This window comes from Mesorhizobium sp. M0048, assembly GCF_040323405.1.
Lineage (GTDB): Bacteria > Pseudomonadota > Alphaproteobacteria > Rhizobiales > Rhizobiaceae > Mesorhizobium.
Map to the genome: position 1 here is coordinate 33,886 of NZ_JAMYUV010000028.1, position 15,457 is coordinate 49,342.

17 protein-coding genes are annotated in these 15,457 nt (G+C 61.4%); 16 read left to right on the forward strand and 1 reads right to left on the reverse strand.

Annotation, left to right across the window (positions count from 1 at the left end):
• Positions 1–34 precede the first annotated feature (34 nt).
• The 10 genes from ccoN to NKJ84_RS21350 all read left to right on the forward strand — a co-directional run bounded on the left by ccoN (position 35) and on the right by NKJ84_RS21350 (position 11,848).
• On the forward strand, positions 35–1,666 hold the full coding sequence (ccoN, locus tag NKJ84_RS21305) for a cytochrome-c oxidase, cbb3-type subunit I (RefSeq protein WP_352508084.1): 1,632 nt from the start codon (positions 35–37) through the stop codon (positions 1,664–1,666).
• Positions 1,657–2,388, forward strand: coding sequence for a cytochrome-c oxidase, cbb3-type subunit II (gene ccoO / locus NKJ84_RS21310; protein ID WP_352508085.1), 732 nt, complete (start codon positions 1,657–1,659; stop codon positions 2,386–2,388). Before ccoN ends, ccoO begins: the two co-directional genes overlap by 10 nt.
• A gap of 11 nt (positions 2,389–2,399) precedes the next feature.
• A complete protein-coding gene (locus NKJ84_RS21315; RefSeq protein WP_352457387.1) occupies positions 2,400–2,549 on the forward strand; it encodes a cbb3-type cytochrome c oxidase subunit 3 in 150 nt (49 codons plus the stop codon).
• Between the two features lie 2 nt (positions 2,550–2,551).
• Positions 2,552–3,415 carry a cytochrome-c oxidase, cbb3-type subunit III gene (gene ccoP, locus NKJ84_RS21320; RefSeq protein WP_352468492.1) on the forward strand — a complete coding sequence of 288 codons (864 nt, stop codon included), beginning with the start codon at positions 2,552–2,554 and terminating at the stop codon, positions 3,413–3,415.
• Positions 3,416–3,547: 132 nt separating this feature from the next.
• Positions 3,548–5,107, forward strand: coding sequence for a cytochrome c oxidase accessory protein CcoG (gene ccoG / locus NKJ84_RS21325; protein WP_352508086.1), 1,560 nt, complete (start codon positions 3,548–3,550; stop codon positions 5,105–5,107).
• Complete coding sequence (locus NKJ84_RS21330; RefSeq protein ID WP_352457384.1) at positions 5,104–5,601, forward strand: FixH family protein; 498 nt, start codon at positions 5,104–5,106, stop codon at positions 5,599–5,601. Before ccoG ends, NKJ84_RS21330 begins: the two co-directional genes overlap by 4 nt.
• Positions 5,598–7,886 carry a cation-translocating P-type ATPase gene (locus NKJ84_RS21335; protein ID WP_352508087.1) on the forward strand — a complete coding sequence of 763 codons (2,289 nt, stop codon included), beginning with the start codon at positions 5,598–5,600 and terminating at the stop codon, positions 7,884–7,886. The genes NKJ84_RS21330 and NKJ84_RS21335 overlap by 4 nt, the downstream gene beginning before the upstream one ends.
• Positions 7,883–8,035 carry a cbb3-type cytochrome oxidase assembly protein CcoS gene (gene ccoS, locus NKJ84_RS21340; RefSeq protein ID WP_023679633.1) on the forward strand — a complete coding sequence of 51 codons (153 nt, stop codon included), beginning with the start codon at positions 7,883–7,885 and terminating at the stop codon, positions 8,033–8,035. The genes NKJ84_RS21335 and ccoS overlap by 4 nt, the downstream gene beginning before the upstream one ends.
• A 421-nt stretch (positions 8,036–8,456) precedes the next feature.
• Positions 8,457–9,638 carry a 5-demethoxyubiquinol-8 5-hydroxylase UbiM gene (gene ubiM, locus NKJ84_RS21345; RefSeq protein ID WP_352508105.1) on the forward strand — a complete coding sequence of 394 codons (1,182 nt, stop codon included), beginning with the start codon at positions 8,457–8,459 and terminating at the stop codon, positions 9,636–9,638.
• A 302-nt stretch (positions 9,639–9,940) separates the two neighbouring features.
• Positions 9,941–11,848, forward strand: a complete 1,908-nt coding sequence (locus NKJ84_RS21350; RefSeq protein WP_352508088.1) for a putative bifunctional diguanylate cyclase/phosphodiesterase — start codon at positions 9,941–9,943, stop codon at positions 11,846–11,848.
• A 95-nt stretch (positions 11,849–11,943) separates the two neighbouring features.
• On the opposite strand, the gene NKJ84_RS21355 is transcribed toward NKJ84_RS21350, so the two are convergent.
• Positions 11,944–12,213 (reverse strand): DNA -binding domain-containing protein, encoded by a 270-nt coding sequence (locus NKJ84_RS21355; RefSeq protein ID WP_352453619.1) that lies wholly within the window; start codon positions 12,211–12,213, stop codon positions 11,944–11,946.
• Positions 12,214–12,341: 128 nt separating this feature from the next.
• Between NKJ84_RS21355 and NKJ84_RS21360 the strand changes: the two genes are divergently transcribed.
• The 6 genes from NKJ84_RS21360 to NKJ84_RS21385 all read left to right on the forward strand — a co-directional run bounded on the left by NKJ84_RS21360 (position 12,342) and on the right by NKJ84_RS21385 (position 15,420).
• Positions 12,342–12,575, forward strand: a complete 234-nt coding sequence (locus NKJ84_RS21360; RefSeq protein ID WP_023679646.1) for a helix-turn-helix domain-containing protein — start codon at positions 12,342–12,344, stop codon at positions 12,573–12,575.
• A gap of 154 nt (positions 12,576–12,729) precedes the next feature.
• Positions 12,730–12,957, forward strand: a complete 228-nt coding sequence (locus NKJ84_RS21365) for a hypothetical protein (RefSeq protein WP_352508089.1) — start codon at positions 12,730–12,732, stop codon at positions 12,955–12,957.
• A gap of 58 nt (positions 12,958–13,015) precedes the next feature.
• On the forward strand, positions 13,016–13,336 hold the full coding sequence (locus NKJ84_RS21370; RefSeq protein ID WP_352468497.1) for a sunset domain-containing protein: 321 nt from the start codon (positions 13,016–13,018) through the stop codon (positions 13,334–13,336).
• A gap of 487 nt (positions 13,337–13,823) precedes the next feature.
• The gene (locus NKJ84_RS21375) at positions 13,824–14,786 is read left to right on the forward strand and encodes an ArdC family protein (protein WP_352508091.1); all 963 of its coding nucleotides are present in this window, start codon (positions 13,824–13,826) and stop codon (positions 14,784–14,786) included.
• Complete coding sequence (locus NKJ84_RS21380) at positions 14,783–14,986, forward strand: hypothetical protein (protein ID WP_352508092.1); 204 nt, start codon at positions 14,783–14,785, stop codon at positions 14,984–14,986. The genes NKJ84_RS21375 and NKJ84_RS21380 overlap by 4 nt, the downstream gene beginning before the upstream one ends.
• A 14-nt stretch (positions 14,987–15,000) precedes the next feature.
• On the forward strand, positions 15,001–15,420 hold the full coding sequence (locus NKJ84_RS21385) for a DUF2958 domain-containing protein (protein ID WP_352508093.1): 420 nt from the start codon (positions 15,001–15,003) through the stop codon (positions 15,418–15,420).
• Positions 15,421–15,457: the final 37 nt, after the last annotated feature.

Here is a 15,457-nt window from a genome sequence, read left to right on the forward strand (position 1 = left end):
TGGCGCCCGCCGGAATCGGAAATCGGGGCTTGCGATGAAATTCGGCACAGAGATCGTCCTTCTAAGCCTGTTTGCGTTTGCGGCCCTGGTGGCTGCCGGCTTCGGCGTAGATGAACCTTTTCGCCGGCATATGTGGGTTTTGTTCTTCGCCGTGGCTGGCTTCACTGCGATTCTGTTGCGCAACACGGAGTTCAAGCCGGCAGTTCCGATCGACCCCGCCGCTTACATGGATGGGCCGATCCGCTTCGGTGCCGTCGCCACAGTATTCTGGGGCGTCGTCGGCATGCTGGTCGGCGTGGTCATCGCCCTGCAGCTCGCCTACCCGGATCTCAACATCCAGCCCTGGTTCAATTTCGGCCGTTTGCGGCCATTGCATACGTCGGGCGTCGTCTTCGCCTTCGGCGGCAATGCGCTGCTCTGCACGTCTCTGTATGTCGTCCAGCGCACCTGCCGCGCTCGGCTGTTCGGCGGCGATCTCGCCTGGTTCGTGTTCTGGGGCTATCAGCTGTTCATCGTCATGGCGGCAACCGGCTACCTGCTCGGCATCACCGAGAGCCGCGAATACGCCGAGCCCGAATGGTATGTGGACCTGTGGCTGACCATTGTCTGGGTCGCCTATCTCATCCTGTTCCTCGGCACGATCCTAAAGCGCAAGGAACCGCACATCTATGTCGCCAACTGGTTCTATCTGTCCTTCATCGTGACGATCGCGATGTTGCATGTGATCAATAACCTATCGATGCCCGTGTCGTTCGTGGGTTCAAAGAGCTATTCAGCGTTTTCCGGTGTCCAGGATGCCTTGACGCAGTGGTGGTACGGCCACAACGCCGTCGGCTTCTTCCTCACCGCTGGCTTCCTCGGCATGATGTATTATTTCGTGCCCAAGCAGGCCAACCGACCGGTCTATTCATACCGGCTGTCGATCGTCCACTTCTGGGCTTTGATCTTTCTCTACATCTGGGCCGGTCCGCACCACCTCCACTACACCGCCCTGCCGGACTGGGCCCAGACGCTCGGCATGGTGTTCTCGATCATGCTCTGGATGCCCTCGTGGGGCGGCATGATAAACGGCCTGATGACGCTCTCGGGCGCCTGGGACAAGCTGCGCACCGACCCGATCATCCGTATGATGGTGATGGCCATCGCCTTCTACGGAATGTCGACCTTCGAAGGCCCGATGATGTCAATCAAGGCCGTCAACTCGCTCTCGCACTACACCGACTGGACCATCGGTCACGTCCATTCGGGCGCGCTCGGATGGGTTGGCATGATCTCGTTCGGCGCGATCTATTTCATGGTCCCGAAGTTGTGGAACCGCGACCGGCTTTATTCGCTGCGGCTCGTCAACTGGCACTTCTGGCTGGCGACGCTTGGGATCGTCGTTTACGCCGCGGTGATGTGGGTGTCCGGCATCATGCAGGGCCTGATGTGGCGCGAATACAACGAGCAGGGCTTCCTGGTCTACTCCTTCGCCGAAACCGTCGCCGCCATGCATCCCTACTACATCATGCGTGCCATCGGCGGCGCGATGTATCTGTCGGGCGCCCTCATCATGGCCTGGAACATCGCCATGACCATCCTCGGCTACCAGCGCGAGGAGGATCCGATGCCGCGCTCCATCCCCGCCCTCCAGCCTGTGCGATCAGGAGCCAGAAAATGGGCCTGATTGACAGACACGCGGTCATCGAGAAGAACGCCACACTTCTTCTCCTCGGGTCCCTGCTGGTCGTAACCATCGGCGGTATCGTCGAGATCGCGCCGCTCTTCTATCTCGACAACACCATCGAGAAGGTCGAAGGCATGCGGCCCTATTCGCCGCTCGAGCTCGCCGGGCGCAACATCTATGTGCGTGAGGGCTGTTACCTCTGCCACAGCCAGATGATAAGGCCGTTCCGCGACGAGGTCGAGCGCTACGGCCACTATAGCCTGGCGGCCGAGTCGATGTACGACCACCCGTTCCAGTGGGGCTCGAAGCGCACCGGGCCGGATCTCGCCCGGGTCGGCGACCGCTACTCGAACGGATGGCACGTCCAGCATCTCACCGAGCCGCGTTCGGTGGTGCCGGAATCGATCATGCCGAGCTACGCGTTCCTGAAGGACATGCCAATCGAGGTGAAGGATTTCTCGACGCATCTGATCGCCAACAGCCGTGTCGGTGTGCCCTATTCAGACGACATGATCGCTCATGCCAATGCCGATCTCATGGCGCAGGCCGATGCGAATGCCGATACATCGGGCCTGGAGAGACGCTATCCGAAGGCCAAGCTTGGGGACTTCGACGGCGATCCGCAGCAGGTCACCGAAATGGATGCGCTGGTCGCCTATCTCCAGATGCTCGGCACGCTGGTCGATTTCAGGACCTATGACGAAGCCGCCGGTTACCGCTGAGGAGAATGGCGATGACCTACAATTTCATGCGGGAGTTTGCCGACAGCTGGGGCCTGCTTGCCATGGCACTTTTCTTCCTCGGATGCGTTGCCTTTGCATTTCGTCCCGGCAGCCGCAGGCAAGCCGAGAGAGCCGCTCACATTCCTCTCAAGGACGACTGATCATGGGCAGCGAGCATATCGACGAGGTTTCGGGCATCTCGACGACCGGCCATGAGTGGGACGGGATCAAGGAACTCAACAACCCGCTTCCGCGCTGGTGGGTCATAACCTTCTACATCACCATTGCCTGGGCGATCGGCTACACCGTCGTCTATCCGGCATGGCCGATGCTGACTTCCGCGACCAGGGGTGTGCTGGGGTATTCGAGCCGCAGAGACGTCAAGAATGAACTGGCGGCGGCCGAAGTGGCCAAGGGTAAATTTGTCGCTGCCATTCAGGCGAAGACCGTCTCCGAGATTACAGCCGACAATACGCTACGCGAATTCGCCATCGCCGCAGGTGGCGCCGCGTTCAAGGTCAATTGCGTGCAGTGCCATGGCTCGGGCGCTCAAGGGTCCAAGGGTTTTCCCAACCTAAACGACGACGATTGGCTGTGGGGTGGCAACGCCGAACAGATCCAGCAGACGATTGCGCACGGCATCCGCTTCGCATCAGACCCGGATACGCGCCTGTCGGAAATGCCTGCTTTTGGCGACATCATCACGACGGATCAGATCAAGCAGGTCGGCGCCTATGTCGCAAGCCTCTCCGATCCTGTTCAGGACACAAGCCTGATCGAACTCGGCGCCAATGTTTTCGCCGAGAATTGTGCGGCCTGTCATGGTGAGAATGCAAAGGGCAACAGGGAGCTCGGCGCACCCGACCTGACCGACGCGATCTGGCTTTACGGGTCTGGCGAAACAGCCATCGCCGCGCAGGTCCGCGCCCCGAGGCATGGCGTCATGCCGGCCTGGATCGGGCGTCTCGGCGAGATCAAGGTCAAGGAACTCGCGGTCTATGTCCATTCGCTTGGCGGCGGAGAATAGGAACGCAAGCCTATTCTCGTCCTCCCCCCAACCGCCAAGCGACGAGGCCCGGCGCGAGCCGGGCCTCGGCATCATCCAGAAACCGGTGGGTCGGGCTTCCGGCGAAATCGTCGCTGGTGACTGGAGCTTCTCGTGCTCGATAACACGCAAATAGAACGGCTCGAAGCCGATGCGGTCAACTCCGCCAAGCCCCGTCAGCCGCTCTATGCCGGACGCAAGAAGATCTTCCCGAACCGGGCTTCTGGCAGTTTCCGCCGCTTCAAGTGGTCGGTGATGGCAATCACGCTGGGGATCTACTACCTGACCCCCTGGCTGCGGTGGGATCGCGGGCCATTTGCCCCTGACCAGGCCGTGCTGGTCGATCTTGCCAACCGCCGCTTCTACTTCTTCTTCATCGAGATATGGCCGCAGGAATTCTACTACGTCGCCGGCCTGCTGGTCATGGCCGGTGTCGGCCTTTTCCTGATCACATCCACCGTCGGCCGGGCCTGGTGCGGCTATACGTGCCCGCAGACCGTGTGGGTCGATCTGTTTCTGGTCGTCGAGCGAGCCATCGAGGGCGACCGCAACGCGCGCATCAAGCTCGATGCCGGTCCCTGGACTGCGCGCAAACTCGTGCTGCGAACATCGAAACACGCCATTTGGCTGGTCATAGGGGTGCTGACCGGCGGCGCCTGGATTTGCTATTTCGCCGATGCGCCGATGCTGCTTGGGGAACTCTTCACCGGCACCGCCGCCCCCGTCGCCTACATCACCGTCGCCGTGCTGACGGCGACGACCTATACGTTCGGCGGGCTGATGCGCGAGCAGGTCTGCACCTACATGTGCCCATGGCCGCGCATCCAGGCGGCCATGCTCGACGAGAATTCCCTCACCGTCACCTATAATGACTGGCGCGGCGAACCGCGCTCGCGTCACGCCAAGAGGGTCCTTGCCGCCGGGCAGCCCGTCGGCGACTGCGTCGACTGCAATGCCTGTGTCGCGGTGTGCCCGATGGGGATCGACATTCGTGATGGCCAGCAGCTTGAATGCATCACCTGCGCGCTCTGCATCGATACCTGTGACGGTATCATGGACAAGCTCGGCAGGGAGCGCGGACTGATTTCCTATGCGACGCTGGCCGACTACAACGCCAATGTGATGCTGGCGACCCCGGGCGGCTCCGGTTCAGTCAACCCGTCACTGGTCAGGAGCGCTGACGGCCTGTTCTCCGACAAGGTGGCCCGTTTCCATATTCGCAAGATCTTTCGCCCGCGCACCTTCATCTACATGGGCGTCTGGTCGGCGGTCGGTCTCGCGCTGCTCTATTCGCTGCTGACCCGCGAACGGCTCGAATTGAATGTCCTGCACGATCGCAACCCGCAGTTCGTGACGCTGTCCGACGGTTCGATCCGCAACGGCTACACCGTCAAGCTGCTCAACATGATCCCCGAACCAAGAACGATCATTGTCACGATGCAGGGCCTGCATGGAGCCGAAATAAGCGTTGTCGGCATCGACCTGCCGGCGGATCGCTCCTTCGCCGTCCCGGTCGAACCCGACCGGCTGAAGATGCTCAAGGTTTTCGTGCGTCAGCCGGCAGATCAGGTTCGGGGTGCAGCGCAAAGCTTCAAGTTCCGGGTCGAAAACAAGGCAACGTTCGAGTCGGACGAATATACGGCCACTTTCAACGCACCGGAGATCGCCAGATGAGCGACACCTCGCGACAATCCCGCGAATTCACCGGCAGGCATATGCTGTTCACCATCCTTGGCTTCTTCGGCGTGGTCATAGCGGTCAATCTGACCATGGCGACGCTCGCCAACACGAGCTGGACCGGCCTTGTCGTCGAAAACACCTATGTGGCGAGCCAGCAATTCAACAAAAAGGCCGAGCAAGGGCGAGCTCAGGCAGCCCTCGGCTGGACTGGCAAACTGACCATCGCAGGCGGTGAGGTCCGCTATGGCGTCACCGACGCCGCCGGCAAGGCGGTTCCCTTGCATGGCGTCAAAGTGCTGTTTCGCCATCCCGCTTACGAGAAAGAAGATGAGTCCATCACGCTCGCCGCCGCCTCGGGCCAGGAGTTTGTACTGCAGCACATCCCAAGGGACGGTGTGTGGATCGTCGAAATCGACGCCGATGCCGGTCTGGCAAGACCTTTCCGCGACGTGCGCAGGATCATGATCTCCGATGGAGCGCTGCAATGAGCTGCTGCGCGCCAGGCGCCGAAATGGCGCTGGACCTGGACAAGGTCGCACTCGTCCGGCCTTCTAGCCAGGAAATCAGACTGGCGAGCCGCTCGATTGGCGAAAATCTTCGCCAGACCGACCTCTCGGTGCCGGCCGTGCATTGTGCCGCCTGCATCCAGACGATCGAGACGGCGATCGGCAAGCTGGATCGCGTCGAAGGCGCTCGTGTCAATCTTTCGACGAAACGTGTTTCGGTCCGGTGGCGCGGCGAGGAGGTTCCGCAATTCGTCGCCACACTTGGACGGCTGGGCTATGGCGCGCACCTGTTCGATCCCGAGGCTGACGGGAAGGACAAGATGCTCTCGGAACTGATCCGCGCCGTCGCGGTCGCCGGCTTTGCGGCGGGCAACATCATGCTGCTATCAGTCTCCGTCTGGTCCGGCGCGCAAGGCGCGACCCGCGACCTGTTCCATTGGGTCTCGGCCTTGATTGCCATTCCTGCGCTCGCTTTCGCCGGCGGCATCTATTTTCGCTCGGCCTGGAATGCGCTGCGCCACAGCCGCATGAACATGGACGTGCCGATCGCGGTCGGGGTATCGCTCGCTTACGCGATGAGCCTCTACGAGACGATTAACCATGGCGACCATGCTTATTTCGACGCGTCGGTGTCGCTGCTGTTCTTTCTGCTGATCGGCCGCACGCTGGATCACGTGATGCGGGAACGGGCACGGAAGGCCGTAAACGGACTGGCTCGGCTGGCGGCGCGCGGCGCCATGGTGCTGCGCGAGGATGGTTCGCGCGACTACTTGCCGGTTGGCGAGATCGAACCAGGAATGGAGCTCTTGATCGCGGCCGGCGAGAGGGTGCCCGTCGACGGCAGGATCATTGGCGGGGCGTCGGATCTCGACTGTTCCCTGGTTTCCGGGGAAAGCACGCCCAGAACGGTGGGCCCGGGGGCGCAGGTCCAGGCCGGTACACTCAATCTCACCGGTCCGCTGACCATCGAGGCGACGGCCGCCGCGAAGGATTCCTTCCTGGCCGAAATGGTTCGGCTGATGGAAGCGGCAGAGGGCGGCCGCGCCCGCCACCGCAGGATCGCCGATCGCGTCTCCGCGCTCTATGCCCCCGTGGTCCACCTCACCGCCTTTGCGACGTTCCTCGGCTGGATGGCGGCGACCGGCGACTGGCACCGGGCGATAACCATCGCCATCGCCGTTTTGATCATCACATGCCCGTGCGCGCTCGGTCTCTCCGTGCCGATCGTACAGGTGGTCGCTGCGCGCCGGCTGTTCGAAAGCGGCGTCATGGTCAAGGACGGCTCCGCCATGGAGCGCCTGGCGGGGATCGACACGGCATTGTTCGACAAAACCGGCACGCTTACGCTCGGACTGCCAAGGCTGATCAATGCGCCGTCCATCGATCCGATTATGCTCGCCATGGCGGCCGAGATGGCAGCGCATTCCCGCCATCCCTTTTCGAAGGCAATCGCTGGCCATGCAGCCTTTGCCGGCCAGCCGAAACTCGCGTCCGTCAGCGAGCATCCGGGCTTCGGCATCGAAGCCATCGCCGAGGGCAGTACCTGGCGACTGGGTCGCCGCGGATGGGGTGAGTGGAAAGCCCGGACCGGCGGCGAAGGCAAACAAGGCTATGGCGGAACCGTTCTGACGAAGGAGGGGGTCATTGTCGCGACTTTCGATTTCGAGGAAGAGCTGCGTGCCGATGCCAAGGCGGCCATCGAGCAACTGAACGGCGCCGGCGTGTCGGTGGAGATGCTGTCGGGCGACACAGAAGCTGCCTGCGGCGAGGTGGCGGAAGCACTGGGCGTCGAGCGCTTCGTTCCCGCGTTGCTTCCCTCCGGGAAGGTCGAACAGATCGAAGCATTGACCCGAACTGGCCACAAGGTGCTGATGGTCGGCGATGGGCTCAACGACACGCCTGCATTGGGCGCCGCACACGTTTCGATCGCTCCGGCCACGGCGGCGGATATCGGGCGCAACGCCGCGGATTTCGTGTTCCTGCGTAAAAGTCTTCTGGCGGTCCCACTTGCTTTAGACATTTCGCGGAAGGCCGGACGGCTGATCCGGCAGAACATCGCCATCGCGATCGTTTACAATGGCATCGCCGTGCCGGTCGCCATTCTGGGACACGTTACGCCACTGATCGCGGCGGTCGCGATGTCCGCCTCGTCCCTCCTGGTCATCGGCAATGCGCTACGCCTGCAAGGTTTCGTGTCAAATGCATCGGTGCAAGATGCCCGACATGACAGGCGCTCCGACATTGGCGCACTGGCACAATCCTCATGACGACGCTCGCCTACCTCATACCTGTGGCCCTGTTCCTCGGAGCGCTTGGGCTGGCGGGGTTCCTGTGGGCCTTGAGGAGCGGCCAATATGAAGATCTCGATGGCGCCGCCGAGCGGATCCTGATCGACCGCGACGAGCCACGCAGTTGACCCAGCCTGCCCTGCGAGGACTCGCTCGAATATTTTCCGCGGTTGCTTCGCGTCATGCCGATTTCGGCGCGCGACGGGTACGAACGGATCAGCCAGAATACGTTGCCGAACTTTCGGCCAGGAAAGGGCCGCACCGAACGGGAAGCCGGCCATTCCATGATGACCTGACCAGACCATGGCGTGGCGATCGACCAGTCGACCGTGAACCCGCCGTTGCCGCGTTTATCGAGCCTGGTTGATCCACATCAGGGTTATCTCTTCATAGGCATGGTTTATTGAGCATTTTGAACGGAGAACGGATGTCTAACGGACGGTTAGGTCGCGTGGAGACGCTTGGGGAGATGAGCCGCAAACCGTGGATCGATTGCGATGCGCTCCAGTGCTCTTCGTCGCAGATAGCCGACGCTATGGCGGCACGCTGATGGCCGGCTCTGTCGATAGATTCGACGTTATTGTCGTCGGAGCCGGGCCGGTCGGACTTTCCTTCGCCGCATCGCTTGCCCAGAGCCGACTCAAGGTGGCAGTGGTTGAACGGCAGTCGCTCGAAAGCCTGGCGAATCCGGCTTTCGACGGTCGCGAGATCGCGCTGACCCACGCATCGGTTGGAATCCTTCGCGAGCTCGGCGCCTGGGATGCCATCCCCGCTTCGGACAAATCACCGCTACAAGGCGCGCGCGTGCTCAACGGATCGAGCCCTTTCGCCCTGAGCTTCGATTCTCCCAGCGGATCTGGGGAACCACTCGGAATTCTGGTCCCAAATTGTCGGATCCGCGACGCCCTGTTCAAGATTGTCCGCTTCCAGGATCATGCCCGGCTGCTGTGCGGCCGCTCGGTCGTCAATGCAACAACCAGCCACAAAGAAGCAGTCATAACGCTCTGTGATGGCAGGCAATTGGCCGCTCGGCTGCTCGTTGCAGCGGATTCGCGTTTGTCCGCGACGCGCGACCTGCTCGGCATTGGCGCCGACATCAATCGGCTTGGCAACTCCATGCTGATTTGCCGGGTGAGGCACGAGCGCGCCCATCACCAGATCGCGGTCGAATGGTTCGATCACCATCAGACGATAGCGATGTTGCCGCTCATGGAAGGCGTGTCGTCGCTGCTTCTCACTTTGCGCTCAAGCGAGGCCGACAGACTGCTTGCTCTCGACGACGATTTGTTCCTCATGGAATCGACGAGCCGGTGTCGAGGACGCCTCGGAGAGATGACCTTGGCAAGCACCCGCCATGCCTATCCGCTGGTCACGACCTGGGCGCACAAGTTCTGGGCTCCGAGTGCGGCACTGATCGGCGATGCTGCCCTCGGCATGCACCCGGTGACCGCGCATGGCTTCAACATCGGCCTCAGTGGCCAGAAGCAACTCGCCGATAGAATCCTGGCGGCATGTCGCGAGCGCCGCGACATTGCTGATCCCGACATGCTCGGCAGATACGAAAGCCGGCTGCGTCTGTCGGCGGCACCGCTCTATCATGCTACGAATGCACTTGTCGCTCTCTACTCAGGCGAGCACCCGGCGGCACGGCTTGCAAGACATGCAGGGCTTCGCTTTGCCCAATATCTTCCCTTTATCCGCCATGGCATTTCGGCCATGCTCAGGCGGTGAATCGCAGGCAGCGCTGCCGCTCTGGAACGCTATCTCGGCCCGGCTTTCTTTTGTCTCGCCGGGCGCGTTGATGCCGTTGGTAGGGCTGCTTCCATGGTGACGTTGCCGATCCTGGGATGATTCGGATCAAGGCACGCGTGCGGGCAAGAGCTCGATGGTCAGACGGCAAGGCCAAGAGCAGACGTGCGCCCCGAAGACATGGTGAGCGCACTGGTTACCCCCGCTGGATAGTTAACCCGTCCTTCAGTGGGCCTGCGTAAGCTTGTCCTCGCGAACAACGATGGGAGCAAGCTGGTCCGTCCATGGCCCCGAAGAAAGTAGACACGCTGGAGGCCAAAATCCGTCAGGATCAGCTTGCTGACCTGAGGACCGGCCTCTTCGTGTCGATGCCGATAAGCGGTATCCTGTCAGGCCTGATTTGGGCGGTGCACGCCCTTTCTGGCAGCGGCTTTGCCGCTGCAATCTGGTTCCTGGTCGTCAATGCGATAAATGCCGCCCGCCTTGCACTCGCGCGTTATCAGCTAAAGGAAACGGGGCGCCATGACGGTTTAGTGGGGGTTTTGCCGCGGCTTCGCTGGTTTGGCATCCTTGCTCTTCTGGCAGGGTTTGCCTGGTCCTTCCTGGCCGTCCTGACTGTTGGGTACACGACACCTCAAGCACCGCTGCATCTGGTCATTCTGGCGGGCATTTCCGCTGGTGCGGTTACATACGGCAGTTCGTATGCCGCGGCGGCGACCAACTTCATCACACCTCCGCTCCTCATCACGGTGGGTTGCCTTTTGGCGAAAGGCAATTTTGAAGACTACATTCTGGCTTTTACCGTTCTGCTCTTCATGGGCGGCTTGGTTCGAGCTTCGTTTGTTGGGCAAGCACGGTTCCGCGAAGCGAGCCGCCTGAGGCATGAGGCCGAGCGGCTTGCGGCGGAGATGAAGGCCAGTTCCAGGCAGGACCACCTGACGGCCCTTCTCAACAGGCGTGGCCTCGAACACGCTATCGGACGGTTCGAGACCGCGGATAGCCCCTTCGTGGCAATGCTGATTGATCTGGACGGGTTCAAATCCGTCAACGATACCTACGGTCACAGGACCGGTGATGAACTGCTTGTCAGGATCGCCCGCCGCATAGAGGAGGAAGCACCGGAAGGCTCAACGCTCGCTCGTATCGGCGGCGATGAATTCGTGCTGTTTTTTCCCTCAACGAGGGTTTCGCTTTCTGCCAGTGATCTCGCCTCCAATATCATAGCCAAAATTGCCCGCCCCTATATCGAGGTCGCGTCCGTCCGGGTCGGGGCATCAATAGGAATATATCTGGCGGAAAGCCCGGGCCTGACCGAAATGTTGTTGCGGGCGGATATCGCCCTTTATACGGCCAAGCGTCGTGGCAGGAACGAATTTTGCCTGTTCGATGCCGAACTCGACAGGGAACTGCAACGCCGCCAGTCCGTCGAACGGGACCTTCATTCGGCGATAAAGACGAGAAGCTTGCAACCTTGGTTCCAGCCGATCGTGAAACTCGACACCGAGGCCGTGGTCGGTTTTGAAGCCTTGCTGAGGTGGTCCCATCCGACTCATGGTGCCATCTCTCCACCCGAAATCATCACAGCTGCACGCGAAACCGGTATGCTTCAGCTGCTGACGCAAACCGTATTCGCCGACTGTTGTGCTTTTATCGACGGCTTGGTGAAAGCTGACTGTCGTGATCTCCGTGTGGCGATGAATGTTTCACCGCGCGAACTGGAAGCCGGCGATATCGACGACATGGTTCTGGATGGTCTGGCGGCAAGAGGTCTGCCTGCAACAATGTTCGAGATCGAGATTACCGAAGAATCCCCGGTGGACCCGGACAGAGTGGATGAAAAGCTCGGACGGCTTTCACATGCCGGCATTTCCATCGCGCTCGATGACTTCGGCACCGGCTTTTCCACGTTGGCATCGCTCAAGGACAGTCGGATACGCAAGGTGAAAATAGACCAGGGCTTCATTCGCGGCTTGGCCAAATCCCGAGAGGACCGACTGCTTGTCAAATCGGTCATCGATCTCGGTAACATGCTCGGGATCGAGGTCATGGCCGAGGGCGTCGAAACAGAGGCGGATCGGCAAACCCTGCACAAGCTTGGCTGCAGGACCGCTCAGGGCTTCCTGTTCTCGAAGGCGGTGCCTCTGAGCCAAGCACTGGAAATGGCAGTCAAACAGCACGCGAACCAGTTGTGACCGCTCCCGCCGCGCCGTCTCTCGCGGCCGTGCGCTCATGAGTGACGGGTATCTGAACTTCCTTGTTTGAAGAGCATGACAATCCGTGCTGTGCGTCAGCCGGCGAACAGTTCCTTGTAGCCGGTCGTCACCATCCAGTTCGCCCGGTCGATATGGCTGCGAAGAGCCTTGCGGGCGCGGACCGGTTCAAGGGCCGGGTCGATGCCTAGAATGAGATCGGCCATCTCCTCTTCGCTGGCATTGTCGGCGCAGGCATCCAGGATCCGCAGGTAGATCGTGAAATGCTGCCTATCGTAGGCCGTCAGGTTCTCCGACCAGGGGACTTCGTCGCACAGAGTTGAGTTTCGAGTCTCATCTGTTCCCATTGATCGATTCATGCCTGTTGCGAGCCTCGGCTGTTGAGCGCTGGATGCAACGCAGCATATCCCAAAATGGGATAATCCGAAACCGGGATTAGTCGCTGATCCGGTCTTTACCCGACCGGTTCGCCTACATGCCCAAATCTCTCCGCTCGCCCCGCCACCAGCGGTTTCTGGCCCAGCTGGTTTCCCTGCGCAAGGCCAAAGGCCTGACTCAGGCGCAGGTGGCCGAGAAGCTTGATCGTCCCCAATCCTTCGTGGCCAAGTACGAGGGTGGAGAGCGTCGTCTCGACGTCATCGAGTTTCTCGACTTAACTGCGGCGCTTGACGCTGATCCGTGCGAGATTCTGTCCAGCCTGCGGTCCTAGCGGGCGCCCGCGCGCCTAACGGCTCGCGCCGGTGCCGTGAACCGAGCGCGCTTTTCTTCGGCAAGCTGCCATTCCGCTGCGGGTGGGCCTTTACCAGGCCATGCCGATATAGGATGATAATCCTAGGTGGGGCGATTCCTCAACGGAGATCGCAATGGCTAGGACCAAACTTTCCAAGCAGCTTTCACAGGCTGAAATCGAGCGCTTTCTCGCGGACGCAGAACGGCTGCACCAGAGCATCGTCCAGCCGCTTCTATCACCTACCAGCAACCATTACCGGGCTCTCCAACGCACGCATGAAGCGCTGTTGAAGACGGTGAAGGATATCACCGGTAAGGATGCGCCGTTCATTCAATGGTTCGGAACAGGACCGGTGAATTAGACCAGACTTATAGACTCCAGGCTGCAAACGTCGCATTCTCTCTTCGGGGAGAAGGGGCGTGGGCAACCATCGCTATCAAGACAATCGGTACAACCGTCGCAGGTATGGCGAGCGCCATCGTTCGAAGGACGTTCCGTTGTGGGCAAAGATCGTTGCTGGTGGAACAATCCTGGCTGGCTTTCTTGCCTTCGAAATCGGCCCTGCCGCTCTCGGCTGCAACATCAAAGCCAATATCAGCTACAACACGGGCGAGCGCATCTATCATGTTCCCGGACAGGAATATTACTGGGAGACGCGCATCAACCTGTTGAAAGGCGAGCGCTGGTTTTGTTCGGAGGAAGCCGCGCGCAAGGCTGGGTGGCGGAAGTCTCGGGTCTGAGCGTCCGTGGTAAATGCTTGCGAAAATGCTGCATCGCACATGTTTTAGGTGCAGCATTCATTTGAAGTATTTATCGCGATCCGTTCGAAAAATCTGTCCAGCCTGCCGTCCTGGCGGGCGCCCGCGCGCCTGACGACGCGCACCAGGTGCTCGTGAACCGAGCCCGCTTTTCTTCGGCAAGCTCAGGCGGTCTCGGCCATTCGGCTTCGCCCCTTGGCGTGGGCAGCCCTTCGGGCTGAGACGGCCGCCGCCCTTGCGGGCGGCGGGGTCTGTCTGTTGGCCTTTCCCGGTGGCGCGGGGTGGGCGGCACTCCCTTCTAGGCCCGCCGCGGCAGCCCGCAACCCTTCGCGTGCCGCTCAGGGTCCTCCTCTTCGTTCCGGTCCTTCGGATGCGGTCCGCCTACCACGGCGGGCCTTTCCGGTCGCGACTCGCCGCCCACCCCGCTTCCGGGGAAAGGCGCGGCGATTGGCGAGCGGAGGATGAGACGATGCATGCAAACAGCAAGCGTTCCGCCAGCGGAGAGGCTGGCGCAGGCAAGGGCGGGCGCCCCGGCGCCAGCCTTTATCAGGAGATCACCGACCGCATCATTGCCGAACTGGAGCGCGGCACCGTGCCATGGGTCAAGCCATGGGGCAGGGCAAAGGCAGGCCTTGGCCTGCCGAAGAATGCGTCCACGGGGCGCACCTATTCCGGCATCAATATCCTCATCCTGTGGGGCGCGGTGATCGAGCGCAGCTATCCCAGCCAGAACTGGCTCACCTTCCGGCAGGCGCTCGTCCTTGGCGGCAATGTCAGGAAGGGCGAGCGCGGCACGACCATCGTGCATGCCGACCGCTTTGTCCCCAAGGACGAGAAGGAGCGCGCACGCCACGAGGGCGATGAACCACAGGCCGTGCCTTTTTTGAAGCGCTTCACCGTCTTCAATGTCGCGCAGTGCGATAATCTTCCGGAACACCTCCACGCCGCCGCCGAGCCGCTGCCTCAGTGCGAGATCGTGCCGCAGGCCGAGACGCTCATTCGCGCCAGCGGTGCGGATTTCAGGGTCGGCGGCGATCGCGCTTTCTACATGCCGGGCAGCGACCACATTCAGGTGCCGCCGCAGCCGGCGTTCCATCACCAGATCGACTATTACCGGACCTGCTTTCACGAGCTTGGCCACTGGACCGGCCACCCGACGCGGCTTGCTCGCGACCTCTCCGGCTCGTTCGGCTCCAAGGCTTACGCGCGTGAAGAATTGGTCGCCGAAATCACTGCCGCCTTCGTCTGCAGCAATCTCGGTATCGAGCCGACCGTGCGTCATGCCGATTACATCGGCTCATGGCTGAAGGTGCTGCGCGAGGACAATCGCGCGATCTTCCGTGCCGCCAGTCTTGCCTCCAAGGCCGCCGATTTCCTGTTTGGCCTTCAGGCCGATGCCGAAGGCGAGGCGCAGGAAGGGATTGCGGCATGACGATGCGCGATCCTCAACTGACCGCGAGCGAGCCGACGCCGCAAGGCGAGCAGATGCTCATTCCCGGTGTCCGGCCGATCACCACGCGCGATCGGCTCACCCTCCTGATGGACGCGCCGATGCGTCCGCGCGCGGCGCAAAAGCCGCTCGATATCGGCCTCTTCGATGAAGCCAGCAGAAATCAACTCGACCTGTTCTGACAAGGAGTCTTTCCATGATCCTGATCACCGATCCACTGCGCGCACGACTGCTCGCCAATGGCGCCGCCGACGCCGAAACCGACCATTTTCCCGTTGTGAAACTGTTTAATACCACAGGTGCCGCCACGTGGCTTCTGAGCGAACTCGACGCCGATGGCGACACGCTGTTCGGCCTTTGCGATCTCGGCTTCGGCTTCCCCGAACTCGGCAGCGTCAGTCTGGCCGAGCTTGCATCCGCAAAAGGTCCGCTTGGCCTCGGCATCGAGCGCGACCTGCATTTCCAGGCGCGCTATCCGCTCTCCGCCTATGCCGAAGCCGCCCGCATTTGCGGCCACATCACCGAGGCCGAGCGACTTCTGCGGCAGGCAGCAGACGCCCTTTCAAAGTCCCATTCCGAGCTTCCGCCCGACACGGCGGAACAGCAGCGCCGATAGGCGCAAAAACCGTCCCGCCGCGCCGGCCGTCGGCATC

What these genes read in the sequence shown, in the direction of transcription:
- NKJ84_RS21330 (WP_352457384.1), top strand. Translation starts at nt 5,104, where the DNA reads ATGAGCGACACCTCGCGACAATCCCGCGAATTCACCGGCAGGCATATG.
- NKJ84_RS21335 (WP_352508087.1), top strand. Translation starts at nt 5,598, where the DNA reads ATGAGCTGCTGCGCGCCAGGCGCCGAAATGGCGCTGGACCTGGACAAG.
- ccoO (WP_352508085.1), top strand. Translation starts at nt 1,657, where the DNA reads ATGGGCCTGATTGACAGACACGCGGTCATCGAGAAGAACGCCACACTT.
- ccoN (WP_352508084.1), top strand. Translation starts at nt 35, where the DNA reads ATGAAATTCGGCACAGAGATCGTCCTTCTAAGCCTGTTTGCGTTTGCG.
- NKJ84_RS21360 (WP_023679646.1), top strand. Translation starts at nt 12,342, where the DNA reads ATGCCCAAATCTCTCCGCTCGCCCCGCCACCAGCGGTTTCTGGCCCAG.
- NKJ84_RS21385 (WP_352508093.1), top strand. Translation starts at nt 15,001, where the DNA reads ATGATCCTGATCACCGATCCACTGCGCGCACGACTGCTCGCCAATGGC.
- NKJ84_RS21380 (WP_352508092.1), top strand. Translation starts at nt 14,783, where the DNA reads ATGACGATGCGCGATCCTCAACTGACCGCGAGCGAGCCGACGCCGCAA.
- NKJ84_RS21365 (WP_352508089.1), top strand. Translation starts at nt 12,730, where the DNA reads ATGGCTAGGACCAAACTTTCCAAGCAGCTTTCACAGGCTGAAATCGAG.
- ccoS (WP_023679633.1), top strand. Translation starts at nt 7,883, where the DNA reads ATGACGACGCTCGCCTACCTCATACCTGTGGCCCTGTTCCTCGGAGCG.
- ccoP (WP_352468492.1), top strand. Translation starts at nt 2,552, where the DNA reads ATGGGCAGCGAGCATATCGACGAGGTTTCGGGCATCTCGACGACCGGC.
- NKJ84_RS21355 (WP_352453619.1), bottom strand. Translation starts at nt 12,213, where the DNA reads ATGGGAACAGATGAGACTCGAAACTCAACTCTGTGCGACGAAGTCCCC.
- NKJ84_RS21350 (WP_352508088.1), top strand. Translation starts at nt 9,941, where the DNA reads ATGGCCCCGAAGAAAGTAGACACGCTGGAGGCCAAAATCCGTCAGGAT.
- NKJ84_RS21375 (WP_352508091.1), top strand. Translation starts at nt 13,824, where the DNA reads ATGCATGCAAACAGCAAGCGTTCCGCCAGCGGAGAGGCTGGCGCAGGC.
- NKJ84_RS21315 (WP_352457387.1), top strand. Translation starts at nt 2,400, where the DNA reads ATGACCTACAATTTCATGCGGGAGTTTGCCGACAGCTGGGGCCTGCTT.
- ubiM (WP_352508105.1), top strand. Translation starts at nt 8,457, where the DNA reads ATGGCCGGCTCTGTCGATAGATTCGACGTTATTGTCGTCGGAGCCGGG.